General features: G+C 68.9%; 21 protein-coding genes and 1 tRNA gene. 15 read left to right on the top strand and 7 right to left on the bottom strand.

Translation table 11 applies throughout. From position 1 onward, the window contains the following. Window positions 1–9 precede the first annotated feature (9 nt). The 4 genes from OG787_RS31085 to OG787_RS31070 all read left to right on the top strand — a co-directional run bounded on the left by OG787_RS31085 (window position 10) and on the right by OG787_RS31070 (window position 4,618). Window positions 10–1,299 carry a lysine N(6)-hydroxylase/L-ornithine N(5)-oxygenase family protein gene (locus tag OG787_RS31085; protein WP_405537288.1) on the top strand — a complete coding sequence of 430 codons (1,290 nt, stop codon included), beginning with the start codon at window positions 10–12 and terminating at the stop codon, window positions 1,297–1,299. Further along, window positions 1,296–1,856, top strand: a complete 561-nt coding sequence (locus tag OG787_RS31080) for a GNAT family N-acetyltransferase (protein ID WP_405537286.1) — start codon at window positions 1,296–1,298, stop codon at window positions 1,854–1,856. Before OG787_RS31085 ends, OG787_RS31080 begins: the two co-directional genes overlap by 4 nt. Next, the gene (locus OG787_RS31075) at window positions 1,853–3,628 is read left to right on the top strand and encodes an IucA/IucC family protein (protein WP_405537284.1); all 1,776 of its coding nucleotides are present in this window, start codon (window positions 1,853–1,855) and stop codon (window positions 3,626–3,628) included. Before OG787_RS31080 ends, OG787_RS31075 begins: the two co-directional genes overlap by 4 nt. 96 nt (window positions 3,629–3,724) lie before the next feature. Further along, on the top strand, window positions 3,725–4,618 hold the full coding sequence (locus tag OG787_RS31070; protein WP_405537282.1) for a DUF4429 domain-containing protein: 894 nt from the start codon (window positions 3,725–3,727) through the stop codon (window positions 4,616–4,618). A gap of 89 nt (window positions 4,619–4,707) precedes the next feature. On the opposite strand, the gene OG787_RS31065 is transcribed toward OG787_RS31070, so the two are convergent. Further along, on the bottom strand, window positions 4,708–6,282 hold the full coding sequence (locus OG787_RS31065) for a purple acid phosphatase family protein (RefSeq protein ID WP_405540642.1): 1,575 nt from the start codon (window positions 6,280–6,282) through the stop codon (window positions 4,708–4,710). 164 nt (window positions 6,283–6,446) lie between these two features. Between OG787_RS31065 and OG787_RS31060 the strand changes: the two genes are divergently transcribed. Both OG787_RS31060 and glmS read left to right on the top strand, forming a co-directional pair. Then, entirely contained in the window at window positions 6,447–6,704 is a 258-nt protein-coding gene (locus OG787_RS31060) for a hypothetical protein (protein ID WP_164313127.1), read from the top strand. 33 nt (window positions 6,705–6,737) lie between these two features. Then, complete coding sequence (glmS, locus tag OG787_RS31055) at window positions 6,738–8,555, top strand: glutamine--fructose-6-phosphate transaminase (isomerizing) (protein ID WP_405537281.1); 1,818 nt, start codon at window positions 6,738–6,740, stop codon at window positions 8,553–8,555. Between the two features lie 176 nt (window positions 8,556–8,731). On the opposite strand, the gene OG787_RS31050 is transcribed toward glmS, so the two are convergent. Beyond that, window positions 8,732–9,301, bottom strand: coding sequence for a GPR1/FUN34/YaaH family transporter (locus OG787_RS31050; protein ID WP_369037557.1), 570 nt, complete (start codon window positions 9,299–9,301; stop codon window positions 8,732–8,734). A 137-nt stretch (window positions 9,302–9,438) separates the two neighbouring features. Further along, window positions 9,439–9,966 (bottom strand): universal stress protein, encoded by a 528-nt coding sequence (locus tag OG787_RS31045; RefSeq protein WP_105974383.1) that lies wholly within the window; start codon window positions 9,964–9,966, stop codon window positions 9,439–9,441. A gap of 360 nt (window positions 9,967–10,326) precedes the next feature. Between OG787_RS31045 and OG787_RS31040 the strand changes: the two genes are divergently transcribed. From OG787_RS31040 to OG787_RS31025, 4 genes are all read left to right on the top strand, one after another. After that, window positions 10,327–10,623: a hypothetical protein gene (locus tag OG787_RS31040; RefSeq protein WP_405537280.1), complete on the top strand. Its 297-nt coding sequence runs from the start codon at window positions 10,327–10,329 to the stop codon at window positions 10,621–10,623. A 377-nt stretch (window positions 10,624–11,000) separates the two neighbouring features. After that, entirely contained in the window at window positions 11,001–12,278 is a 1,278-nt protein-coding gene (locus OG787_RS31035) for a helix-turn-helix domain-containing protein (protein WP_405537278.1), read from the top strand. Between the two features lie 348 nt (window positions 12,279–12,626). Continuing rightward, the gene (orn, locus tag OG787_RS31030) at window positions 12,627–13,232 is read left to right on the top strand and encodes an oligoribonuclease (RefSeq protein WP_369037342.1); all 606 of its coding nucleotides are present in this window, start codon (window positions 12,627–12,629) and stop codon (window positions 13,230–13,232) included. 118 nt (window positions 13,233–13,350) lie between these two features. Continuing rightward, window positions 13,351–13,423 (top strand) — tRNA-His (locus tag OG787_RS31025). Between the two features lie 74 nt (window positions 13,424–13,497). Here OG787_RS31025 and OG787_RS31020 read toward each other — a convergent pair. Beyond that, window positions 13,498–14,553: a LacI family DNA-binding transcriptional regulator gene (locus OG787_RS31020; RefSeq protein WP_405537277.1), complete on the bottom strand. Its 1,056-nt coding sequence runs from the start codon at window positions 14,551–14,553 to the stop codon at window positions 13,498–13,500. Between the two features lie 451 nt (window positions 14,554–15,004). Between OG787_RS31020 and OG787_RS31015 the strand changes: the two genes are divergently transcribed. The 4 genes from OG787_RS31015 (at window position 15,005) to OG787_RS31000 (ending at window position 19,865) form a co-directional block, all read left to right on the top strand. Continuing rightward, window positions 15,005–16,336: an ABC transporter substrate-binding protein gene (locus OG787_RS31015; RefSeq protein ID WP_369037341.1), complete on the top strand. Its 1,332-nt coding sequence runs from the start codon at window positions 15,005–15,007 to the stop codon at window positions 16,334–16,336. Window positions 16,337–16,341: 5 nt separating this feature from the next. Next, window positions 16,342–17,355: a carbohydrate ABC transporter permease gene (locus OG787_RS31010; protein ID WP_369037343.1), complete on the top strand. Its 1,014-nt coding sequence runs from the start codon at window positions 16,342–16,344 to the stop codon at window positions 17,353–17,355. A 12-nt stretch (window positions 17,356–17,367) separates the two neighbouring features. Next, window positions 17,368–18,270: a carbohydrate ABC transporter permease gene (locus OG787_RS31005; protein ID WP_369037340.1), complete on the top strand. Its 903-nt coding sequence runs from the start codon at window positions 17,368–17,370 to the stop codon at window positions 18,268–18,270. A gap of 167 nt (window positions 18,271–18,437) precedes the next feature. Continuing rightward, window positions 18,438–19,865, top strand: a complete 1,428-nt coding sequence (locus OG787_RS31000; protein WP_405537274.1) for a GH1 family beta-glucosidase — start codon at window positions 18,438–18,440, stop codon at window positions 19,863–19,865. A gap of 270 nt (window positions 19,866–20,135) precedes the next feature. On the opposite strand, the gene OG787_RS30995 is transcribed toward OG787_RS31000, so the two are convergent. Together OG787_RS30995 and OG787_RS30990 are read right to left on the bottom strand one after the other, a co-directional pair. Next, window positions 20,136–21,518, bottom strand: a complete 1,383-nt coding sequence (locus tag OG787_RS30995; protein WP_369037338.1) for a sensor histidine kinase — start codon at window positions 21,516–21,518, stop codon at window positions 20,136–20,138. Between the two features lie 10 nt (window positions 21,519–21,528). Further along, on the bottom strand, window positions 21,529–22,233 hold the full coding sequence (locus tag OG787_RS30990) for a response regulator transcription factor (protein WP_369037337.1): 705 nt from the start codon (window positions 22,231–22,233) through the stop codon (window positions 21,529–21,531). A 119-nt stretch (window positions 22,234–22,352) separates the two neighbouring features. On the opposite strand from OG787_RS30990, the gene OG787_RS30985 reads away from it, so the two are divergent. Further along, on the top strand, window positions 22,353–22,880 hold the full coding sequence (locus tag OG787_RS30985; protein WP_405537272.1) for a hypothetical protein: 528 nt from the start codon (window positions 22,353–22,355) through the stop codon (window positions 22,878–22,880). A 16-nt stretch (window positions 22,881–22,896) separates the two neighbouring features. On the opposite strand, the gene OG787_RS30980 is transcribed toward OG787_RS30985, so the two are convergent. After that, the gene (locus tag OG787_RS30980) at window positions 22,897–23,766 is read right to left on the bottom strand and encodes a spermidine synthase (protein WP_369037335.1); all 870 of its coding nucleotides are present in this window, start codon (window positions 23,764–23,766) and stop codon (window positions 22,897–22,899) included. Between the last annotated feature and the right edge of the window lie 19 nt (window positions 23,767–23,785).

Raw genomic sequence — 23,785 nt, 5'->3', positions numbered from 1 at the left:
GCCGCAGCGATGAAGAAGACTGCTGAAGCCAGCGACAAGACCTACGACTTCATCGGGATCGGTCTCGGCCCCTTCAACCTCGGCCTCGCCTGCCTCACCGAGCCCATCGACGAACTCGACGGCCTCTTCCTGGAGTCGAAGCCCGACTTCGAGTGGCACTCGGGGATGTTCCTCGAAGGCGCCCATCTCCAGACGCCGTTCATGTCGGACCTCGTCACCCTCGCCGACCCGACCTCCCCGTACTCCTTCCTCAACTACCTGAAGGAATCGGGCCGGTTGTACTCGTTCTACATCCGCGAGAACTTCTACCCACTGCGCGTCGAGTACGACGACTACTGCCGCTGGGCAGCCAACAAACTGCGCAGCGTCCGCTTCAACACCACGGTCACCGAGGTGACTTACCAGGATGAGGACGAGCTGTACGTCGTCCGTACGGTCGCCGGTGACCTATACCGGACCCGCAAACTCGTCCTCGGCACCGGCACTCCCCCCTACATCCCGGACGCCTGCGCCGACCTGGCCGGCGACTTCATCCACAACTCCCAGTACATGCAGAACAAGCGGGAGTTGCAGGCCAAGGAGTCGATCACCCTCGTCGGCAGCGGTCAGTCGGCCGCCGAGATCTACTACGACCTCCTCAGCGAGATCGACGTCCACGGCTACCGGCTCAACTGGGTGACGCGCTCGCCGCGGTTCTTCCCGCTCGAATACACCAAGCTGACGCTGGAGATGACCTCCCCGGAGTACATCGACTACTTCCGCGCGCTGCCCGAGCGGACCCGTTACCGCCTCACCCAGGACCAGAAGGGCCTGTTCAAGGGCATCGACGGCGAACTGATCAACGAGATCTTCGATCTGCTCTACCAGAAGAACCTCGGCGGGCCCGTCCCCACCCGACTCCTCACCAACTCCGCACTCAACAGCGTGAGTTACGAGGACGGCAGCGGGACGTACACGCTCGGTCTGCGCCAGGAGGAGCAGGAGAAGGAGTACACCCTGGACACCCGGGGCCTGATCCTGGCCACCGGCTACAAGTACGCCGAGCCGGAGTTCCTGAAGCCGGTGCGCGACCGGCTGTGCTACGACACCCAGGGCAACTTCGACATCGGCCGCAACTACGCGATCGACACGACCGGACGCGGGGTCTTCCTCCAGAACGCCGGTGTCCACACCCACTCGATCACCTCGCCCGACCTGGGCATGGGCGCGTACCGCAACAGCTTCATCATCGGCGAGCTGCTCGGCAGCGAGTACTACCCGGTCGAGAAGACCATCGCCTTCCAGGAGTTCGCCGTATGACCTCCATGACCTCGATCAATCTCTCCCTCCGGCCGCTCGACCCCCTCAAGGACGCCGAACTGCTGCACTCCTGGGTCACGCACCCCAAGGCGGCCTTCTGGATGATGCAGGACGCCAAACTCGAAGACGTCGAGCGTGCCTACATGGACGTCGCCGCCGACGAGCACCACCACGCTCTCCTCGGCCTCCAGGACGGCGTACCCGCCTTCCTGATGGAGAAGTACGACCCCGTCCACCGCGAACTGGTCGGTCTGTACGAGCCGCAGCCCGGCGATGTCGGCATGCACTTCCTGGTGCCGGCGACCGACACGCCCGTGCACGGCTTCACCCGGGCCGTCATCACCGCCGTGATGGACGAGCTGTTCGCCGACCCGCGCACCCGCCGGGTCGTCGTCGAGCCCGACGTCACCAACAAGGCCGTCCACGCGCTGAACGAGGCCGTCGGCTTCGTGGCCGAGCGCGAGATCCAGAAGCCCGAGAAGCGGGCCCTGTTGAGCTTCTGCACCCGCCCGCAATACCTGGCCGCACGAGCGGCTTCCCGAGGAGTAGCGATATGACCCTGTCCGACGCCGTGGCGCACCTGTCCCCCGAGCGCTGGGCACAGGCCAACCGCCTCCTGATCCGCAAAGCCCTCGCCGAGTTCGCGCACGAGCGGCTCATCACCCCCGAACCCGAAAAGGACGGGGACGGCTACGCCGTACTCGGCGACGACGGTCTGACCCGCTACCGCTTCACCGCCGTACGTCACGCCCTCGACCACTGGCAGGTCGACGCCGACTCCATCTCCCGGCACCGCGACGGAGCCGAACTCCCGCTCTCCGCCCTGGACTTCTTCATCGAGCTGAAGAAATCACTCGGCCTGAGCGACGAGGTCCTCCCGGTCTACCTGGAGGAGATCTCCTCCACCCTCTCCGGCACCTGCTACAAGCTCACCAAGCCGCAGATCCCCGTCGCCGAACTCGTCAAAAGAGACTTCCAGGCGATCGAGACCGGGATGACCGAGGGCCACCCCTGCTTCGTCGCCAACAACGGACGGCTCGGCTTCGGCGTGCACGAGTACCTCTCGTACGCACCCGAGACCGCGTCGCCGGTCCGGCTGGTCTGGCTGGCCGCGCACCGCTCGCGCACCGCGTTCACGGCGGGCGTCGGCATCGAGTACGAGGCCTTCCTGCGCGCGGAGTTGGGGCAGGAGACGGTCGTCCGCTTCCGTACGAAGCTCAGCGACCAGGGGCTCGATCCCACCGAGTACCTCTTCATCCCGGTGCACCCCTGGCAGTGGTGGAACAAGCTCACCGTCACCTTCGCCGCCGAGGTCGCCCAGAAGAACCTGGTCTGCCTGGGCGAGGGCGACGACGAGTATCTCGCCCAGCAGTCCATCCGGACCTTCTTCAACAAGTCCGACCCCGAGAAGCACTACGTCAAAACGGCTCTCTCGGTCCTCAACATGGGCTTCATGCGCGGACTTTCGGCCGCCTACATGGAGGCGACCCCGGCCATCAACGACTGGCTGGCCCAACTCATCGACAACGACCCGGTGTTGAAGTCGACGGGCCTGTCGATCATCCGCGAGCGCGCGGCCGTCGGCTACCGCCACCTGGAGTACGAGGCCGCCACCGACCGCTACTCCCCGTACCGCAAAATGCTGGCCGCGCTGTGGCGCGAGAGCCCCGTGTCGTCCCTCGGAGACGGCGAGTCGCTAGCCACCATGGCATCGCTCGTGCACGTCGACCACGAGGGCCGTTCCTTCGCCGCCGCCCTCATCGAGCAATCGGGGCTGGCCCCGAAGGAGTGGCTGCGCGGCTACCTCCGCGCCTACTTCACCCCGCTCCTGCACAGCTTCTACGCCTACGACCTGGTCTACATGCCGCACGGCGAGAACGTCATCCTCGTCCTCAAGGACGGCATCGTGCAGCGCGCGATCTACAAGGACATCGCCGAGGAGATCGCCGTCATGGACCCGGACGCGGTACTGCCGCCGACGGTCGAACGGCTGCGCGTGGACGTCCCGGAGGAGAAGAAGCTCCTGTCCATCTTCACGGACGTCTTCGACTGCTTCTTCCGCTTCCTCGCCGCGAACCTCGCCACCGAGGGCGTCCTGGAGGAGGACGACTTCTGGCGGACGGTCGCCGACACGGTCCGCGACTACCAGGCGGCCACCCCCGAACTCGCCGACAAGTTCGAGCAGTACGACCTGTTCGCGCCCGAGTTCTCGCTGTCCTGCCTCAACCGGCTCCAACTCCGCAACAACAAGCAGATGGTGGACCTCGCGGACCCGGCCGGCGCCCTCCAGCTCGTCGGCAACCTGAAGAACCCGATCGCGGGCCTGTAGCAACACCCAGGCAGCCGCGCCCCCATACAGACGGGCACCTCGGAGTACGGTCCTCCGAGGTGCCCGTCGCTCTACGTATCGGGAACAATCTCCGTCATGGCGGAAATCATCCAGAAGGACGGCACGTGGGTCTTCGACGGCGACGCCCTCCGGCTCACCCCTGGACGCGACAAGAACGTCAGCCTGCTCCGCAAGACCCTGGGCGAACTCGCCGTCCCCCTCCACTCGTTGGCTGGTGTCTCCTTCGAGCAGGGCAGAAAGTCGGGGCGGTTGAGGCTCCGGCTGCGCGACGGCGCCGACCCGTTGCTCCAGGCGACCGGCGGCAAGCTTGCGGAGCCCAACGACCCGTATCTGCTGAACGTCGAGTCCGACCGGTACGGCGTCGCCGAGTACTTCGTGGACGAGGTCCGCAACGCGCTGCTGCTCGACGAGGTGCCGTCCGGCGCCGTCGACCGCTATCTGCTGCCCGGACCCGCCGTACCGCTGTCCGTGTCGGCCGGGGACGGCACCGCGACCTTCGACGGTGAGCACGTCCGGCTGGAGTGGAACTGGAAGACGGAGGACGCGAAGGCCGCCGCCGGGCCCCGTTCCCTCGCCGTCGCCGACATCGCGGCCGTGGAATGGCATCCGGCGGTGGGCCTGGAGAACGGCTATCTGCGCTTCGGCGTACGACACGCGCCGACCAAGGCCCCGCCGAAGTACGACCCCAACTCCGTCGAGCTGTGGGGGTTCAAGAAGGACCCGCTGATGGCACTGGTCGCGGCGGCCGTCCAGGCCCGGCTGCCGCATCCGACGGCGCACGCAACGGACGCACCGCCGAAGGAACTTGCCGCAGCGGCACCGGCAACACCCGGCAACGCGCCGCCCGTTGAACACGACCACGACGCCCAGCTACGGCGCCTGCGCGAACTCGGTGAGCTGCATCAGACGGGCGTACTCACGGACGAGGAGTTCGCCCTCGCCAAACAGGCGGTCCTCAGGCGCATGTAGCAACTCGCGCCGGAGAACCGCCTGTTGGACCAGCCATTCACTACTCACTGCTCACTCGTACGCCCTGCCTTCGGGGCATACGCGCACGCTCAGCGTACGCGGCGGGCGACCGTGAAGCGGTCGACCTCCTCGCCCGTCTCCGCGATGCCGCGCACCGTCAGGGTGGCGAGGCGGCCCCGGGAGGCGGGGGTGACGTCGACGCGCAGGAACGAGTAGTCGAGGTAGCGCACGCGCGACCAGGTGACCGTCTCGTTGACCTTGCCGTCCTTGGTGTTGACGAAGGAGGCGACCGAGTCGACCTCGTTCTCATGGCCCTCGTAGGACTGCGGAGCGGTGAACGCGTACAGGCTGCGGCCCGCCGCGCCCGCCGTCACGTAGACGACGCCGTCGGTCTCGGGGTACGAAGTCCCGCCGATCGGGAGCTTCTTGGTGACCTTGCCCGCCTTGATGACGTCGGTGCGCTCGTACTGGTGGTTGTGGCCGTTGATGACCAGGTCGACCGTGTACTTCTCGAACAGCGGCACCCACTCCTGGCGCACGCCCCCCTCCGAGGCGTGCGCGGTGGACGTGCAGTACGCGCAGTGGTGGAAGAAGATCACGACGAAGTCGACGTCCTTGGAGGCACGGAACTTCTTGAGCTGCCCCTCCAGCCATGTGGTCTGCGTGCCGCCGGAGATCCCCAGATTGGCCGGGATCTCGAAGGAGATGTCGTTGGCGTCCAGCGAGATGACCGCCGTGTTGCCGTAGACGAAGGAGTACACGCCCGGGAGGTTCTCGGGGTCCGGGCCGTTGTCGGGGAGGTTCCAGCGGGCGTCCTCGCCGCCGTAGCCGTTGGGCGAGTACCAGGCCTCCATGTCGTGGTTGCCGTAGGCCGGCATCCACGGCACGGACTTGGCGACGGACTCGGTCTGCGCGAGGAACTGGTCCCAGATGCGCGAGTCGAAGCCGGTGTCCGAGGTCTGGCCGGAGCCGGACGGGTCGGCGTAGCAGATGTCGCCCGCGTGCAGGTGGAAGGCCGGGTTCTGGCCGAGCAGCAGGCTGTTGTTGGCGAGGCCGTGGTAGCCGACACCCTCGTCGCCGAAGGCCGTGAAGGTGAACGGCTCCTTGTGCGCGGGCGCGGTGGTGAAGGTGCCGAGCGTGCCCAGCAGGTGCGCCTCGGCCGGGTCGAAGCCCGCGTGGCCGACACCGTAGTAGTACGTCTTGCCCGGGCGCAGGTGGGTCAGCTTGGCGTGGACGTAGTACTGGGTGTGGTCGGCGCTGACGCCGACGCCGGCCGGGGTGTAGAGAGTGCGGATCTCGGCGTCGATCTTGTGGGAGAGGTCCCAGGGGTGGGCGCCGATCCGGATGAAGGGCTTCTTCACCGCGACCAGGACCTGCCAGGAGACGGTGATCTCCGTGCGGGGGTCGTTGCCCCAGGCGAGGTGACGGCCGAAGGGGGCGACGAGCGCGCCGTCGACCTTCTCGGTCTGCTTGTACGTCTGCGTCGTCGGCGCGGAGGTCCGCGTCGCGGCCTGGGCGGCGCCCGGCACGAACGCACCGCCCGCGACGGCGCCCACGGTGACGGCGCCGCTTCTGATCATCGTGCGCCGCGAGAACTTGGCGCGAAGGTACTCGTGCTGCTCGGCCATGCTCATGCGCGCGGCGAGCTGCTCCGGTACGCCCATGCGAGGAGTGTCCATGGCTGAAAAAGGTGCTCTGGGCAGCCATCGCTACGCAGGACACAGGATGAACAGGCCCCGAACAGGGTCCCATAAGAGTTTCAACAGACCGTTGCCCGAAATCGGGCAGGATTCTTGCGATTGCCAGCGCTTTACCTCAGGATCGTCGGGTGCACGACGAACTCGTTGATCATCTGACGCGTACCACACCCCTCTCACGGGGTGAGGCGCTACGGGTGATTCAGGACGTTCTCGCCTACTTCGACGAGACGACCGAGGATTATGTCCGTCGCCGCCACCGCGAACTCCAGGGCCAGGGCCTGGTGAACGCGACGATCTTCGACCGGATCGAGGCGGACCTGAAATACCGCGCGGTGGCACCACCGGAGCTGACACTCAGGCAGCTGCGCCGCATCGTCTACGGCTAGATCATCCACGTACAGGGACAGGGACACTTATATATGTGCGGAATTGTCGGATACATCGGCAGGCGTGACGTGGCGCCGCTGCTCCTCGAAGGCCTTCAGCGCCTGGAGTACCGCGGCTACGACTCGGCGGGCATCGTCGTGACCTCGCCGAAGGCGGCGGGGCTGAAGATGGTCAAGGCCAAGGGCCGGGTCCGGGACCTGGAGGCCAAGGTCCCCAAGCGCTTCGCCGGCACCACCGGCATCGCCCACACCCGCTGGGCCACGCACGGCGCCCCCTCCGACCACAACGCCCACCCGCACATGTCGGGCGACAACAAGGTCGCCGTCGTCCACAACGGGATCATCGACAACGCCTCCGACCTGCGCAAGAAGCTCGAAGCGGACGGCGTCGAGTTCCTCTCGGAGACGGACACCGAGGTCCTCACCCACCTCATCGCCCGCTCCCAGGCGGAGACCCTGGAGGAGAAGGTCCGCCAGGCCCTGCGGATCGTCGAGGGCACGTACGGCATCGCCGTCATGCACGCCGACTTCACCGACCGGATCGTGGTCGCCCGCAACGGCTCGCCGGTCGTCCTGGGCATCGGCGAGAAGGAAATGTTCGTCGCCTCGGACATCGCCGCGCTGGTCACCCACACGCGGCAGATAGTGACGTTGGACGACGGCGAGATGGCCACCCTCAAGGCCGACGACTTCCGCACGTACACGACCGAGGGCACCAGCACCACGGCCGAGCCGACCACCGTGGAGTGGGAGGCCGCCTCGTACGACATGGGCGGCCACGACACCTACATGCACAAGGAGATCCACGAGCAGGCCGACGCCGTCGACCGCGTCCTGCGCGGCCGGATCGACGACCGCTTCTCGACGGTGCATCTGGGCGGCCTGAACCTGGACGCCCGTGAGGCGCGCCAGATCCGCCGCGTGAAGATCCTCGGCTGCGGCACCTCGTACCACGCGGGCATGATCGGCGCCCAGATGATCGAGGAGCTGGCCCGCATCCCGGCCGACGCCGAGCCGGCCTCCGAGTTCCGCTACCGCAACGCGGTCGTCGACCCCGACACCCTCTACGTCGCCGTCTCCCAGTCCGGTGAGACGTACGACGTGCTGGCCGCCGTACAGGAGCTGAAGCGCAAGGGCGCGCGGGTCCTGGGCATCGTGAACGTGGTCGGTTCGGCGATCGCCCGTGAGGCGGACGGCGGCATGTACGTGCACGCGGGCCCCGAGGTCTGCGTCGTCTCGACGAAGTGCTTCACGAACACGACGGTGGCCTTCGCGCTCCTCGCCCTCCACCTCGGCCGCACCCGCGACCTCTCGGTCCGCGACGGCAAGCGGATCATCGAGGGCCTGCGGAAGCTGCCCGCGCAGATCTCCGAGATCCTCGACCAGGAGGACGAGATCAAGAAGCTGGCCGAGCAGTACGCCGAGGCCCGCTCGATGCTCTTCATCGGCCGTGTACGGGGCTATCCGGTGGCCCGCGAGGCCTCGCTGAAGCTCAAGGAGGTCTCGTACATCCACGCCGAGGCCTACCCTGCCTCGGAGTTGAAGCACGGCCCACTGGCCCTCATCGAGCCCGCTCTCCCCACGGTCGCGATCGTCCCGAACGACGACCTCCTGGAGAAGAACCGCGCCGCCCTGGAGGAGATCAAGGCCCGCAGCGGCCCCATCCTCGCGGTGGCCCACCAGCACCAGGAAAAGGCCGACCAGACGATCGTCGTCCCGAAGAACGAGGACGAACTGGACCCCATCCTGATGGGCATCCCCCTCCAACTCCTGGCGTACCACACGGCATTGGCCCTCGGCCGAGACATCGACAAGCCGAGGAACCTGGCGAAGTCGGTAACGGTGGAATAGACGGCACGAGGTCTGCGCCCCTCTGGGGCGCAGCCCCGAGGGGCGCGGGGAACTGCGCGACCAGCCCCCACCGGCCGTCAGAGCCCAACGAACAAGAAACGAACCCCCCGTGTTGCCACCAACCACGGGGGGTTCGCCAGATAGCCGGGGGCCGCCCAAACCCCCAGCCTGCGCAGCTAACCGGTGGCCGTCACACCCCGGCCGGCAGCACGCCGTGGAAGAACAGTCGGCCAGTGCGCGAGCGCCGCGGTCGCCGCGTACCAGGCAACAACCCCACCCGCCGCAGCGAACCACCCACCGACCTTGGCCAAGCCGTCACTTGACCCGAACCGCGCGATGGCAAGCAGCAACATCGCCACGAACAGCAGCCCGTACGCCCCCCGCGTGAGCGGCGCCGACGCGGACGCCCCCAACGTCAGGCTCAACGCGACAAGCGCGAACAGCAACAGGAACAACCCACCCGCGTTGGCGGAGACTTGGGTGTCGGCGCCGACGCCCCACGTGAACCAGAACGCCCCGAGCGCGGCGAACGCCGTACCGGTGAACGTGTCACGGTCACGGAAGGCGAGCAGCCCGGCGACGAAGAGCGCGAGGCCGCCGACGTAGGTGGCGAGCGAGACCGCGTCCGCGGCCGTGACGCCGTCGATCACTTCGGTGTGCCCGAGGCCGAAGGCCAACAGGGTGAGTCCGAGCGCGAGATGGCCGAGGATCGTGGTGGTGCTTCCCGCGGAGACGTCATTGTCCACGGCGGGCTCCCTTCGTGCATGTGCCCGTACAGCTTGTGCGGTGACCGCTATATGCCCTTCACAAGCGCACAAACACATCTACGCACGAGTAGATTCGCACATCTCACCTGGGAGAACGTGGAGTTACGGGCAGGGAGTCACGGGATGACGACGACCGGGCGCTGGGCCCGCTTGGCCAACCGCCCCGCCACCGACCCGAAGATGCGTCCGACGATGCCGTGGGTCGAGCCGACGACGATCGCGTCCGCCTCGTATTCCCGCCCCACCTCTTCGAGTTCGTGGCAGATGTCGCCGCCGCGCTCGACGAGGATCCAGGGCACTTCGGCCAGATAGTCGGCGCAGGCCAGTTCGAGCCCGAGGACCTCGGTCCGGTGGTCCGGGACGTCGACGAAGACGGGTGGCTCGCAGCCGGCCCACACCGTGGTGGGCAGCCGGTTGGCGACGTGCACGATGATCAGGCCCGAACCGGAGCGGTGGGCCATACCGATGGAGTACGCGAGGGCGCGCTCACTCGACGTCGAGCCGTCGAAACCGACGACGACACCGTGCTTGAACGCGGGGTCGCAGGACTGACGTGATTCTTCCGCCGCCAAGGGCTCGGCCGCCGTGTGATCGGCGACGGGGCGCTTGCGGTCCGCGGGATCCAGGAATTCGTGACCGGCCATGGGTATCTCGGCGTTTTGATCCTCGTGATGGGACGACGTGATGTGGGACGACAGGGTGCGGCGGAGCTGTGTCCGGGAATCATCTTCCCAACCCCATACCCCCAAGGGTACGGCGGCACGCCTCCTTAGCCCATAGCCCGCACAGGCCCCGGTCGGGGTTCCAGGGAGCATGCACGAGGGGGCGCCCGTAACGCAATGGTTGCTGCCACGTACAGGCTGTTTCCACAGGGTTCGCGTACATCTCGCCTACGTCGATCACGATCGCGCACGTCTTCCGGACACCATTGGCCGGCGATCGAGCAGTGACCGACCGCTCGAACAAGCGTTGAACCCGGTGACCCACCGTCACAGGGAGCAGCCATGACCTCACCGACGCAGGAATCCGCGAGCGACCTCGTCCGCTGGGCCGCCTTCAGCTGCGTCCTGGTCCCCGTGGTGCTCGTCCTCTACGGCACCTCGCTGGGCGGCGCGGCCGGTACGGCGCTGGGGCTGGCGGCCGTGACAGGGGTGTGCCGGGTGCTGCTGCGGCAGTCCGAGCGCGGTGCGGCCCGGATGCCGGCCGAGGAGAGCGCCGCGCATCGGGGGCGGCACAGCCGAACCCATTCGGGTACCCCGCGCGGCGGCCGCCACTCCGGCGGAACTACACCGGTCGACTGACCTGTTTTCGCGCACGCGCCCGATGCTTTTCAGCCAACTTCCGGCCACCGTACATCCCTTGGCCGAACAACCCCCAAACCCCTGTTCCACCTGCACTGAAAGGGTCCAGACGGGCCCGCGCACCCTACGCGGATTGGCCACTACGACGAGGCGCACTTCCCTGCACGGCCCACGAGTGCAACGCTTCGTGATCGAATGCTTTACGCCAAGTTGCCAAGTCGACAATCTGCCGGGTACCGAACTGGTCACCTCGGCATCATGCGACACAGTAGATTCGATCTTGACTGTCTACGGCGGGGGACTCGTGCAGGACCGAGGGGAAACGTGCAGGAGCGACACAACCGAGGAGCCGCGACCACCGAGGGGGGCTTAGCAGTATGAGCCACGACTCCACTGCCGCGCCGGAAGCCGCGGCCCGGAAACTTTCCGGGCGACGCCGCAAGGAGATCGTCGCGGTGCTGCTGTTCAGCGGCGGCCCCATCTTCGAGAGTTCCATACCACTTTCGGTGTTCGGGATCGACCGCCAGGATGCCGGAGTGCCGCGCTACCGACTGCTGGTGTGTGCCGGAGAAGAGGGCCCGCTGCGGACGACCGGCGGGCTTGAACTCACCGCGCCGAACGGCCTGGAGGCGATCGCACGGGCAGGCACGGTCGTCGTGCCCGCCTGGCGTTCGATCACCGCGCCGCCACCGGAGGAGGCGCTCGACGCACTGCGCCGGGCGCACGAAGAGGGCGCGCGGATCGTAGGCCTGTGCACAGGCGCGTTCGTCCTCGCGGCGGCGGGCCTGCTGGACGGCCGCCCGGCGACGACACACTGGATGTACGCGCCGACGCTGGCGAAGCGCTACCCGTCCGTGCACGTCGATCCACGGGAACTCTTCGTGGACGACGGCGACGTACTGACGAGCGCCGGCACGGCGGCGGGCATCGACCTGTGCCTGCACATCGTGCGGACGGACCACGGCAACGAGGCGGCCGGTGCGCTGGCCCGCCGACTGGTGGTCCCCCCGCGCCGATCGGGCGGCCAGGAGCGCTACCTCGATCGGTCTTTACCAGAGGAGATCGGCGCCGACCCGCTCGCCGAGGTCGTCGCCTGGGCGCTGGAGCACCTCCACGAACAGTTCGACGTGGAGACGCTGGCGGCGCGGGCGTACATGAGCCGTCGTACGTTCGACCGCCGGTTCCGCTCGCTCACGGGCAGCGCGCCGTTGCAGTGGCTGATCACGCAGCGCGTGCTCCAGGCGCAGCGCCTGCTGGAGACGTCGGACTACTCGGTGGACGAGGTCGCGGGCCGCTGCGGCTTCCGTTCGCCGGTGGCTCTGCGCGGCCACTTCCGCCGCCAGCTGGGCTCGTCCCCGGCCGCGTACCGCGCGGCGTACCGGGCGCGCAGGCCGCAGGGTGAGCGGGTGCAGGATCCGGACGGTGCGGTGGGCGGCCCCGGCGGTGGCATGGGTACGCCGACCACGGCCGGCCAGGGACACGGGCACGGCCCGGGTCACGGCCACGACCGCGCCCCGCACTCGGAGAGCCCGGTCCCGATCCAGGCACGTCGTACGGCGGCTGCGGCCAGCGCGGTCGGCCTGTCGGCGGAGCATGCGCGGGACCCGTATGTCGGGAGCCGGGCGAGTCTGCCGGGGCAGCGGAGCGGTACGTAGCGGTGCGTGACGTGTGAACGTGGGATGGGCCGGGGTATCTACCCCGGCCCTTCTCGCCCCCGCCGCCCCTACCCGTTCCCATCCCTGGGGGCTGCGCCCCCAGACCCCCCTTTCGGCCTGAACGGCCTCGTCCTCAAACGCCGGACGGGCTGAAATACCTGGACCTGGGCTGAAAGATCAAGCCCGGCCGGCACCACTCAGCCCGTCCGGCGTTTGAGGACGAGCGCGTTCAGCGCGATACGGGGGTTCGGGGGCAGCGCCCCGAGGATGGGACGGGTAGGGGCGGCGGGGGCGAACCCATTGCACCGTGGGGTTCACCCCGCACTGCCTCCCCGTAAGGTGAGACGCATGAACGATCGCATGGTGTGGATCGACTGCGAGATGACCGGTCTCTCGTTGTCCGACGACGCGCTCATCGAGGTGGCCGCACTGGTCACCGACTCCGAGCTGAACGTACTCGGCGAGGGGGTGGACATCGTCATCCGTCCGCCCGACTCGGCGCTGGAGACGATGCCGGAGGTGGTGCGCCAGATGCACACCGCGTCCGGACTCCTCGACGAGCTGGCCGGCGGCACGACGCTGGCGGACGCCGAGGCACAGGTCCTGGCGTATATCCGCGAGCACGTCAAGGAGCCGGGCAAGGCCCCACTGTGCGGCAACTCCGTCGGCACGGACCGCGGCTTCCTGCTCCGCGACATGGGCACCCTGGAGGCGTACCTCCACTACCGGATCGTGGACGTCAGTTCGGTGAAGGAGCTGGCCCGGCGCTGGTACCCGCGGGCGTACTTCAACAGCCCGCCCAAGAACGGCAACCACCGCGCCCTCGCCGACATCCGCGAGTCCATCGTCGAGTTGCGCTACTACCGCGAGGCGATCTTCGTACCGCAGCCCGGCCCGGACTCGGACACGGCCCGCACGATCGCGGCCAAGCACGCGCTGCCGGCGGCGCAGTAACCCGTACGACAGCCCTTGCCACCGCCCCGGGAAAGCCGGGCGCGAGCACCCCTTCGGACCCTGTACACTTTTTCTCGGCCGGTCAGGAAGACCACTCGGAACTCCTCACCCGGTCATGGTGGGTGTAGCTCAGCTGGTAGAGCACCTGGTTGTGGTCCAGGATGCCGCGGGTTCAAGTCCCGTCACTCACCCTGATTGATCAAGGGCTGACCCGTGAAAGCGGGTCAGCCCTTCTTCGTACCCTGTACTTCCTTCTCAGGACTTCTCAGGACGACGTACGAGTCATCAGCTCCGTAGGAAGCACCACCCTGCGTCGCTCCAGCACCCGCGACGCCGTCGGGCGGCGGTCCGCGACCTCCTCCAGGAGGAGGTCGATCATCGCCCGGCCCATTTCCACGATCGGCTGGCGGACGCTCGTCAGGGGCGGGTCCATGTGGCGGGCTATGGCCGAGTCGTCGTAGCCGACCAGGGCCACGTCGTCGGGTATACGGCGGCCCTGTTCGCGCAGAACCTGGCGGGCGCCCGCCGCTGTCACGTCCGAGCCCGCGAAGACCGCGTCCAGGTCGGGGCAGCGGGCCAGGAGGCTGGTCATGGCGCGGCGGCCGCCCTCCTCCGTGAAGTCGCCCGGTTCGATCAGGGCCTCGTCGACCTGGTGGCCCGCGGCCTCCAGTGCCTCGCGGTAGCCGTCGACGCGGCGCTGGGCGCCGTACACGTCCAGGCGGCCCGTGATGTGGGCTATCTTTCGGCGGCCTCGCGACAACAGGTGTTCGGCTGCCTGGCGGCCGCCTCCGTAGTTGTCCGAGTCCACCGACGTCAGGGTTTCCGCTGCCGACCTCGGGCCGCTGATCACCGCCGGGATCTCCAGCTGGGCCAGCAGGTCCGGGAGCGGGTCGTCCGCGTGGACCGAGACCAGGAGCACGCCGTCCACGCGGTGGGCGGCCAGGTACTGGGCCAGGCGCTGGCGTTCCCTGTCGCTGCCCGCGAAGATCAGCAGGAGCTGCATCTCCGTGTCCGAGATCGCGCCCCCGACACCACGCAGCATGTCCGAGAAGTACGGCTCCGCGAAGAAACGCGTTTCCGGCTCGGGGACCACCAGCGCGATCGCGTCCGTACGGTTCGCCGCGAGGGCGCGGGCCGCCGTGTTCGGGACGTAGCCGAGTTCCGCGACCGCCGCCTCGACCGCCGCGCGGGTCGCGTCGCTGACCCTCGGGGAGCCGTTGATCACCCGGGAGACCGTGCCACGGCCCACTCCGGCGCGCGCGGCGACCTCTTCCAAGGTCGGCCGGCCACCGCTGCGGCCCCGCGCTCCGTGGCTTGCCATCTGGCTCCGCCCTTCCGCTGTCATCGCCCTGGCCTGGAATCTAACAGTCCTGCCTGGGGGTGCCTGTCACCACCGGGGAGGTCCGACCGCCCAGACGGCAAAGCGGCGGCAGGAGTCGCCGAACCGCCCTCCGTACCGGCCCGGCCCGGTTCCCGCGCCGACTGCCGTGATGGCCGATCTTCACCGGTCCGCGTCCCCTCCGCACCGGTCCGCCGAGTTAGTTAACAGGCCGATAACTGAAGACAGCTCCTCCCGTCATCGCCCTTGACACCCCCGCCCGGACCGACGAACCTTCAACACATCACCGATGGGAGCGCTCCCACGGTACCTGACACATACACATCCCGCACGTTCCCCGCCCGAGCCGCAGCGACGCGATTCAAGACGAACTAACGGGCCCAACAATGCAGTTGGCCGGGGGGTCGGCACGTCAGGGCAACAGGAGGACGCAATGCGAGCACGTACCCGATCCGCCCGCAACAGGGCGGTCGTCCTCGCGGCCGTAGCATCGCTGGGCGCCGGGCTGCTGGCCGGCTGTGCCGACGACGGCGGCGACGACAACGACAGTTCGTCGTCGGGCGGTGGCGCCGGCGACAGGACCACCATCACTCTTGGTCTCTTCGGCACCATGGGCTTCAAAGAGGCCGGTCTCTACGCCGAGTACGAGAAGCTCAACCCGAAGATCAAGATCGCCGAGAACGTCATCGAGCGGAACGAGAACTACTACCCGCCGCTCCTCAACCACCTCACCACCAACAGCGGCCTCCAGGACGTCCAGGCCGTCGAAGTGGCCAACATCGCCGAGATCGTGGACACCCAGGCCTCGAAGCTGACGGACCTGTCCAAGGCCCCGGGCGTCGAGGAGAGCACCTGGCTGGACTGGAAGTGGAAGCAGGCCACCACCGACGACGGCCAGACGATCGGACTCGGCACCGATGTCGGCCCGATGGCCATCTGCTACCGCAAGGACCTCTTCGAACAGGCCGGTCTGCCCACCGACCGCGACGAGGTGGGCAAACTGTGGGCGGGCAGCTGGGAGAAGTTCGTCGACGTCGGCCGGGACTACCAGAAGAAGGCACCGGCGGGCACCACCTTCATGGACTCGCCCGGCGGACTGCTGAACGCCGTTCTCGGCAGTGAGAGCGAGAAGTTCTACGACTCCTCCGGCAAGGTCATCTACAAGACGAACCCGGCCATCAAGGCCGGCTTCGACCTGACCGCCAAGGCCGCCGCGGAAGGACTGCTCGGCAAGCAGACGCAGTTCCAGCCCGCCTGGGACACGACGATCGCCAACAGCAAGTTCGCCGCGATCTCCTGCCCGCCGTGGATGCTCGGCACCATCAAGGGCAAGTCGAAGCCGGAGTCCTCGGGCAAGTGGGACGTGGCCGTCCCGCCCAAGGCCGGCAACTGGGGCGGCACCTTCCTCACCGTGCCCAAGTCCGGCAAGCACGTGGCCGAGGCGACGAAGCTGATCACCTGGCTGACCGCCCCCGAGCAGCAGGCGAAGCTCTTCAGCGTGCAGGGCAACTTCCCGAGCACGCCGGCCGCCTACACCCTGCCCGAAGTCACCGGCGCGAAGAACGAGATGACGGGTGACGCCCCGATCGGCACGATCTTCGGCGAGGCGGCCAAGGCGATTCCGGTCCAGGTCATCGGCCCGAAGGACCAGATCATCATGCAGGGTCTGAGCGACAACGGCGTGATCCTGGTGACCAAGGGCAAGTCGGCCAAGGAAGCCTGGGACTCGGCCACCAAGACCATCGACAACAACCTGGAGAAGTGACCGGTATGTCCGCCCGGCACGACATCGCCGCGCCCCCCGCGAAGGAGGGGGGCGCGGCCCCGGCCCGTCCGCCCGCCACCGAGGCTCCCGAGGCGGACAGGCGCCGCCGGGACCGGCTCTCGCGTCGCTGGCAGCGGGACCTGCGCTGGAGCCCGTACGCGTTCGTCTCCCCGTTCTTCCTGCTCTTCCTCGCCTTCGGGCTCTTCCCGCTGATCTACACGGGCTGGGCCTCGCTGCACTCGGTGGAGCTGACGGCACCCAACGACATGGACTGGGTGGGGCTGAAGAACTACACCCGCCTCTTCGACGACGAGTTCTTCTGGAACGCGGCGCGGAACACCCTGACGATCGGCATCATCTCGACGGTTCCGCAGCTGCTGATGGCGATGGGCCTCGCGCACATCCTCAACTACAAGTTGCGGGCTTCGACCTTCTACCGGGTCGCGATGCTCGCCCCGTACGCGACGTCGATCGCCGCCGCCTCGCTCGTCTTCGTGCTGCTCTTCGGGCGCGACTACGGCATGATCAACTGGGTGCTGAACCTGGTCGGTATCGACAACATCGACTGGCAGAACGACAAGTGGCCCTCGCAGTTCGCCGTCTCGACCATCGTCATATGGCGCTGGACCGGCTACAACACACTGATCTACCTGGCCGCGATGCAGGCCATCCCGCAGGACCTGTACGAGTCCGCGGCCCTCGACGGTGCCTCGCGCTGGCGGCAGTTCATCCATGTGACGCTGCCCTCGCTGCGCCCGACGATCCTGTTCACCGTGGTCGTCTCGACCATCGGAGCGACCCAGCTCTTCGGTGAGCCACTGCTGTTCGACCCGAACAAGGGGGCGTCCGGCGGCCCGGAGCACGAGTTCCAGACGCTCGGGCTCTATCTGTACGAGCAGGGCTGGGTCAACCTGCACCTGGGCCGGGCTTCCGCCATCGCCTGGACGATGTTCCTGATCCTCATCGTGATCGGAGTCATCAACTACGTCATCTCGCGCCGGCTGCGCGCCAGTGGTTAAGGAGAACCGGCCGTGACGACGACACTGACGAAACCGCCCGCCCCGGACGACACGTCCCCCAGGCAGCGGCGCCCCAAGGCAAAGCGCGCCGGCGGGCACATGCACGCCGGACCGATCGCGTACGTCATCCTCGCCCTGTTCACCATCGGCTCGCTGTTCCCACTGGTGTGGACGGCGATCGCCGCCTCGCGCGACAACAACCGGCTCGCGCAGACCCCGCCGCCGTTCTGGTTCGGCAGCGGTCTGTTCGACAAGCTCGAACTCGCCTGGGAAAACGCCAACATGGGCGAGGCGATGATCAACACGACGCTGGTGGCCGGAACTTCGGCGGTCACCATCGTGTTCCTGTCCACGATCGCCGGGTTCGCCTTCGCCAAGCTGCGCTTCAGGGGGCGGGGCGCGCTGATGCTGATCGTGATCGGCACGATGATGGTGCCGCCGCAGCTCATGATCATCCCGCTGTACATGATGGTCGCCGAGCTCGGCTGGACCGACCAGCTCCAGGCCGTGATCCTGCCGTCGCTGGTGAACGCCTTCGGGGTGTTCTTCATGCGGCAGTACCTGATCCAGGCGCTCCCGGACGAGATCATCGAGGCGGCCCGGGTGGACGGCGCGAGCAGCTGGCGCGTGGTCTGGCACGTGGTGTTCCCGGCGGCGCGGCCCGCGATGGCCGTCCTCGGCATGCTGATGTTCGTCCAGACGTGGAACGACTTCCTGTGGCCGTTCCTGGTCCTGACCCAGACCGGCAGTCCGACCGTGCAGGTGGCGGTCGCGGGTCTGGGGCGCGGTTTCACCCCCGACCAGTCGCTGATCATGGCGGGCGCACTGCTCGGCACGCTGCCGCTGCTGATCGTCTTCGCGATCTTCGGCAAGCAGATCGTGGGCGGGATCATGCAGGGCGCGGTGAAGGGCTGACCCGCACAGGACTTTCGCAGCGTTCGTAGCTCCGTGGCTTTCGCAGCTTTCGTACGGGAACTCGCGGGAGGGGCCGGGTCACCGCCGCCCCGGCCCCCTCGCACTCTCCCCCCACTTCCCTCTCCTCCTACCCGTCGGTCTCCACGACCTCCTATGGGAGCGCTTCCATGACTGAGCCCGTTACCCCGGTGACCTTTCCTCCCGCCTTCCTCTGGGGCGCAGCGACTTCCGCGTACCAGATCGAGGGGGCGGTGCGGGAGGACGGCCGCACCCCCTCGATCTGGGACACGTTCAGCCATACGCCGGGCAGGACGGCGGGCGGCGAGCACGGTGACATCGCTGTCGACCACTACCACCGCTATCGCGACGACGTGGCGCTGATGGCCGACCTCGGCCTGACCGCGTACCGCTTCTCCGTCTCCTGGTCCCGGGTGCAGCCGACCGGACGAGGGCCCGCGGTCCAGCGCGGCCTGGACTTCTACCGGCGGCTGGTCGACGAACTCCTCGCCCACGGCATCAAGCCGGCGGTCACCCTCTACCACTGGGACCTGCCGCAGGAGCTGGAGGACGCGGGCGGCTGGCCGGAGCGGGAGACCGCGCTGCGGTTCGCCGAGTACGCCCAGATCATGGGCGAGGCGCTGGGCGACCGCGTCGAGCAGTGGATCACGCTCAACGAGCCCTGGTGCAGCGCGTTCCTGGGCTACGGCTCGGGTGTGCACGCCCCCGGCCGTACCGAGCCGCTGGCCTCCCTCCGGGCCGCCCATCACCTCAACCTGGCGCACGGGCTGGGCACTTCGGCCCTGCGGGCGGCGATGCCGGCCCGCAACACGGTCGCGGTGAGCCTCAACTCGTCGGTGGTGAGGCCGCTTTCACCGACCCCGGAGGACCTGGCGGCGGTCCAGAAGATCGACGACCTCGCCAACGGCGTCTTCCACGGCCCGATGCTGCACGGCGCCTACCCGCAGACCCTGTTCGCCGCGACCTCGTCGATCACGGACTGGTCGTACGTCCTGGACGGCGACCTCGCGCTGATCAACCAGCCGCTGGACGCGCTGGGCCTCAACTACTACACGCCCACGCTGGTCTCGGCGGCCGAGGAACAGCCGACCGGCCCGCGCGCCGACGGCCACGGCGCGAGCGACTACTCACCATGGCCGGGCGCGGACGAGGTCCTCTTCCACCAGTCGCCGGGCGAGCGTACGGAGATGGGCTGGTCGATCGACCCGACCGGCCTGCACGACCTGATCATGCGCTACACGAAGCTGGCCCCGGGCCTGCCGCTCTACGTCACCGAGAACGGCGCCGCCTACGACGACAAGCCCGACTCCGACGGCCGCGTCCACGACCCGGAGCGCATCGCCTACCTCCACGGCCACCTCCGCGCGGTCCGCCGCGCGATCGCCGAGGGCGCGGACGTCCGCGGCTACTACCTGTGGTCCCTCCTGGACAACTTCGAATGGGCCTACGGCTACAGCAAGCGCTTCGGCGCGGTGTACGTCGACTACGCGACCCTCGCCCGTACACCGAAGTCGAGCGCCCTCTGGTACGGCCGCGCGGCCCGCAGCGGGACGCTGCCGCCGGCGAACGCGGAGTGAGCGACCTCGGCTGACGGGGGTCGACCGGGGGGCGGGGCGCGGCACTGGAGGGGGGTGCCGTGCCCCGGCGGGTCAGCTCCGCTGGTTGGGCGGTTTCGTTGTCGGGTGCGGGCCCGGTGGGGGCTGGTCGCGCAGTTCCCGCGCCCCTGAAAAGCAGGGGCTGCGCCCCGTGCTTTTCAGGCCCGCAGGGCCGGGGCTTTTGCTTTTAGGGGCGCGGGGAACTGCGCGACCAGCCCCCACCGGCCCGCACCCGACAGCGAACTCGAGACATCAGGTTCCGGAGTGCCGGCGGCGCCAAGGTGTCCCCGTTTTCCGGTCCCGGTGTCCCCGCCGTACCGGCGCTCTGCCGTCCAGTTGGATCCAGATCCGTATCTCCGTGCCGCCGAGTACCGACGAGCCGATGCGTACGTCTCCGCCCGTCGACTCCGCGAGTCGGCGCACGATGTCCAGGCCCAGCCCGGTCGAACCGGCACTGCCCGAGCCGCGCCCCCTGGCCATGGCGGCCTCGGGGTCGGTGATGCCGGGGCCCGCGTCCGAGACCAGGACGATCACCGCGTCGTCGCCGTTGTGGACGTCGACCGCGAAGGCGGTGCCTTCCGGGGTGTGCCGGAAGACGTTGCCGAGGAGGGCGTCGAGGGCGGCGGCCAGGTCGGCGCGGGCCACGGGTATGCGTACCGGCCGGTCGACGCCGGCCACCCTCACCTTCCTCCCCTCGTCCTCCGCGAGCGCCGACCAGAAGGCCATCCGCTCGCGCACCACCTCGGCCGCGTCACAGCCCGCGCCCGGTCCGGCGACCGTCGTCTGCGGTTTGGCCTCCCGGGCGGTACGGATGATCGTGTCGACCTCGTGCTCCAGCTGGGCGACCGCGGCCCGGGTCTGGTCGGCGGCGGGCCCCTCGCCCAGCGAGGCCGCGTTCAGCCGCAGCACGGTCAGTGGCGTGCGGAGGCGGTGGGACAGGTCCGCTGCCAACTCCCTTTCGTTTGCGAGCAGTTGTACGACCTGGTCGGCCATCGAGTTGAACGCGACCGCCGCGAGGCGCAGTTCGGCCGGCCCTTCCTCGGGCACTCTGGCGCCCAGCTTCCCCTCCCCCAGTTCGTGCGCGCCCTCGACGAGGCGCTGGGCGGGCTGCACCATGCGCCCGCCGAGCCGGTCGGCGACGGCGACCGAACCGACGACGAGCACGGCCCCGACGCCGGCGAGCACGGCCCAGGCCAGGCCGACGCCGTTGCTGACCTCGGCCTCGGGGACGTACACCTCGACGACGGCTATCGCGCCGGAGCCGATCGCGACGGGCTGGAGGAGGGTGGACCCGCCGGTCACCTCGGTGGTGGAGGCACGGCCGAGTCTCCGGACGGCCTCGATGTCGGCGTCGGTGGCGCGCTGCCGTCCGAGGTCGACCGCGCCCGTGCCCCCGCTCGCGGGGATGTGCACGGCCATGCCCGCGTCCGACCCCGCGGAGGCGACGACCCGTTCGAGTTGGTCGCGGTCGGTGGTGATGGAGAGGGCGGGGGCGACGGCCGCGGCCTCCCGCTCGGCGTTGGAGAAGGCACGGTCGCGGGCCATCTCCCGGATGACCAGCCCGAGCGGCACGGCGAAGGCCACCACGACCATCGTCGTGACCGCCACGCAGACTTTCACCAGCGCCCACCTCATGACATCCGCCTCATAGCGGCGGCTCCGCTCCCGGCGGCGCCAGCTTCACGCCGACGCCCCGCAGGGTGTGCAGATAGCGGGGGTTGGCGGCCGTCTCGCCCAACTTCCGCCGCAGCCACGACAGATGGACGTCGATCGTCTGGTCGTCGCCGTACGACTGCTGCCACACCTCCGCGAGCAGTTCCTTGCGCGCGACGACGACACCGGGCCGCCCGGCGAGGAAGGCGAGCAGGTCGAACTCACGGCGGGTCAGGTCCAGTCGTACGCCGTCCAGTTCGGCCTGTCGGCGCAGCGGGTCGATGGCCAGGCCGCCGACGCGGATCACGGAGGAGGGAGGAGTGTCCGCGGGCGCTGTGCGGGCGCGACGCAGTACGGCGGCCATGCGGGCCGACAGGTGTTCGACCGAGAACGGTTTGGTGAGGTAGTCGTCCGCGCCCGCGTTGAGCAGCCGGACGATCTCCGTCTCCTCGTCGCGCGCGGTGGCGACGATCACGGGCACGTCCGTGATTCCGCGCAGCATCTTGAGGGCCTCGGACCCGTCGAGATCGGGCAGACCGAGGTCCAGGATCACCACGTCGAAACGGAAGTGGGCGACCTCGCGCAGCGCCTCAAGGGCGGTGCCGACACTGCGCACGAGGTGCGCGGCATCGGTCAGATGCCGGATGAGGGCGGAGCGCACGAACTGGTCGTCCTCGACCACGAGCACACTTGCCATGCGCCGCACCGTACGCCAATCCGGCGAGCCGGGTCCGGCCCTGTGGATAACTCCCCCACAGCCGCTCCCGGTCGGCAACAGGCGACACCGGTGGGGCGCGTGAGGCAGTATGACCGGCGATGCGCAGAGGACTCGTACACCTTCTGGCGTGGACGCTGGCCACGGGCGCGGCGGCCACGATGACGTGGTGGGGTGTGCACACGGTGATGGCGGGGACGGCGTACGACCCGCCCCGCGCGCTCCCCATCACGGCGGCGGACGCGGTGCGGCAGAAGTCGATCGTGCAGGAGCCGGCGGCGCAGACGCCGAAGCCGCAGCCCACGGCGACGAGCCCGACACCGACCCCGACTCCGACTGCGACTGCGACTCCGGAACCCAGTCGGTCCCCCACACCCACGCCGAGCGCGACCGCGTCCAAGACCCCGTCCACGGTGAAGGCGTACGACACCGACGGTGGGCGGGCGGTGTTCGACCTCGGGACGGACTACGCGACGCTCGTGTCGGCGACGCCGGGAGCGGGCTGGTCGATGCAGGTGTTCAAGACGGAGACCTGGATCCGGGTGGAGTTCAGCGCGGGCGCGGACCGGGTGTCGGTGTTCTGCACCTGGCACGACGGCCCGCCGCACGTCCAGATCCTCACCTACTGACCGGCGACCGGCCGGCTCAGCGGAACACCGACGGTGGTGGCGCCGGTGAGGCGACGGCCGCCGCGTCGGTGACCGGGACGGCGCCGCCGGTGAAGTCGGTGAGGGCGCGCCCGTGTTCGAGGCGGGCGGGGTGCGGGTCGGAGGCGGCGCGGCGGGTCAGTTCGGCGATGGGCAGCGGGTGCGCGGAGGCGACGAGCACCGCGTTGCCGAACCGTTTCCCCCGCAGCACGGCCGCGTCGGCGATCAGGGCCAGCTCCGGGAAGACGACCCCCGCGGTGGCGATCTGGCCGCGCAGGTGGGCGAGTGGCGGCCCGTCGGCGAGGTTCGCGGCATAGCAGCCGGTGTCGTTCACGACCCTGCGCACGTCCGTCAGGAACTCGACCGACGTCAGATGGGCCGGGGTGCGGGCGCCGCTGAACACGTCCGCGATGACGAGGTCGGCCCAGCCGTCGGGGACCTTGGCGAGCCCTTCGCGGGCGTCGATGGAGCGCACCCGGATCCGGGCGCCGGGGTCCAACGGCAGCTCGCGGCGGACCAGTTGGACGAGGGCCGCGTCCCGTTCGACGGCCTGCTGGGTGGACCGGGGGCGGGTCGCGGCGACGTACCGGGCGAGGGTGAGGGCGCCGCCGCCGAGGTGGACGACCTGGACCGGCTTGCCGGGCGGGGCGACGAGGTCGATCACATGACCGAGGCGGCGCTGGTACTCGAAGGAGAGGTACGCCGGGTCGTCGAGGTCGACATGGGACTGCGGGGCGCCGTCGAGGAGCAGTGTCCAGGCGCGCGCCCGGTCCCGGTCGGGGATCAGCTCGGCGAGCCCGCCGTCGACCGTCTCGACGACGGCCTCGGCGGCCGACTGTCCGCGCCGCGCGTTTCTGGACTTTCCCATTCCCCCATTATCGGGGCCA

Origin of the sequence: Streptomyces sp. NBC_00075, from assembly GCF_045041225.1 — a bacterium.
GTDB lineage: Bacteria > Actinomycetota > Actinomycetes > Streptomycetales > Streptomycetaceae > Streptomyces > Streptomyces adonidis.
The sequence above is the reverse complement of the archived record's forward strand: the minus strand, read 5'-3'. Positions and strand labels throughout refer to the sequence as shown.

Coding starts and splice junctions, on each gene's coding strand:
- OG787_RS31085 (WP_405537288.1), top strand. CDS start 10: ATGAAGAAGACTGCTGAAGCCAGCGACAAGACCTACGACTTCATCGGG.
- OG787_RS31080 (WP_405537286.1), top strand. CDS start 1,296: ATGACCTCCATGACCTCGATCAATCTCTCCCTCCGGCCGCTCGACCCC.
- OG787_RS31075 (WP_405537284.1), top strand. CDS start 1,853: ATGACCCTGTCCGACGCCGTGGCGCACCTGTCCCCCGAGCGCTGGGCA.
- OG787_RS31070 (WP_405537282.1), top strand. CDS start 3,725: ATGGCGGAAATCATCCAGAAGGACGGCACGTGGGTCTTCGACGGCGAC.
- OG787_RS31065 (WP_405540642.1), bottom strand. CDS start 6,282: ATGGGCGTACCGGAGCAGCTCGCCGCGCGCATGAGCATGGCCGAGCAG.
- glmS (WP_405537281.1), top strand. CDS start 6,738: ATGTGCGGAATTGTCGGATACATCGGCAGGCGTGACGTGGCGCCGCTG.
- OG787_RS31045 (WP_105974383.1), bottom strand. CDS start 9,966: ATGGCCGGTCACGAATTCCTGGATCCCGCGGACCGCAAGCGCCCCGTC.
- OG787_RS31040 (WP_405537280.1), top strand. CDS start 10,327: ATGACCTCACCGACGCAGGAATCCGCGAGCGACCTCGTCCGCTGGGCC.
- OG787_RS31035 (WP_405537278.1), top strand. CDS start 11,001: ATGAGCCACGACTCCACTGCCGCGCCGGAAGCCGCGGCCCGGAAACTT.
- orn (WP_369037342.1), top strand. CDS start 12,627: ATGAACGATCGCATGGTGTGGATCGACTGCGAGATGACCGGTCTCTCG.
- OG787_RS31020 (WP_405537277.1), bottom strand. CDS start 14,553: ATGGCAAGCCACGGAGCGCGGGGCCGCAGCGGTGGCCGGCCGACCTTG.
- OG787_RS31015 (WP_369037341.1), top strand. CDS start 15,005: ATGCGAGCACGTACCCGATCCGCCCGCAACAGGGCGGTCGTCCTCGCG.
- OG787_RS31010 (WP_369037343.1), top strand. CDS start 16,342: ATGTCCGCCCGGCACGACATCGCCGCGCCCCCCGCGAAGGAGGGGGGC.
- OG787_RS31000 (WP_405537274.1), top strand. CDS start 18,438: ATGACTGAGCCCGTTACCCCGGTGACCTTTCCTCCCGCCTTCCTCTGG.
- OG787_RS30995 (WP_369037338.1), bottom strand. CDS start 21,518: ATGAGGTGGGCGCTGGTGAAAGTCTGCGTGGCGGTCACGACGATGGTC.
- OG787_RS30990 (WP_369037337.1), bottom strand. CDS start 22,233: ATGGCAAGTGTGCTCGTGGTCGAGGACGACCAGTTCGTGCGCTCCGCC.
- OG787_RS30985 (WP_405537272.1), top strand. CDS start 22,353: ATGCGCAGAGGACTCGTACACCTTCTGGCGTGGACGCTGGCCACGGGC.
- OG787_RS30980 (WP_369037335.1), bottom strand. CDS start 23,766: ATGGGAAAGTCCAGAAACGCGCGGCGCGGACAGTCGGCCGCCGAGGCC.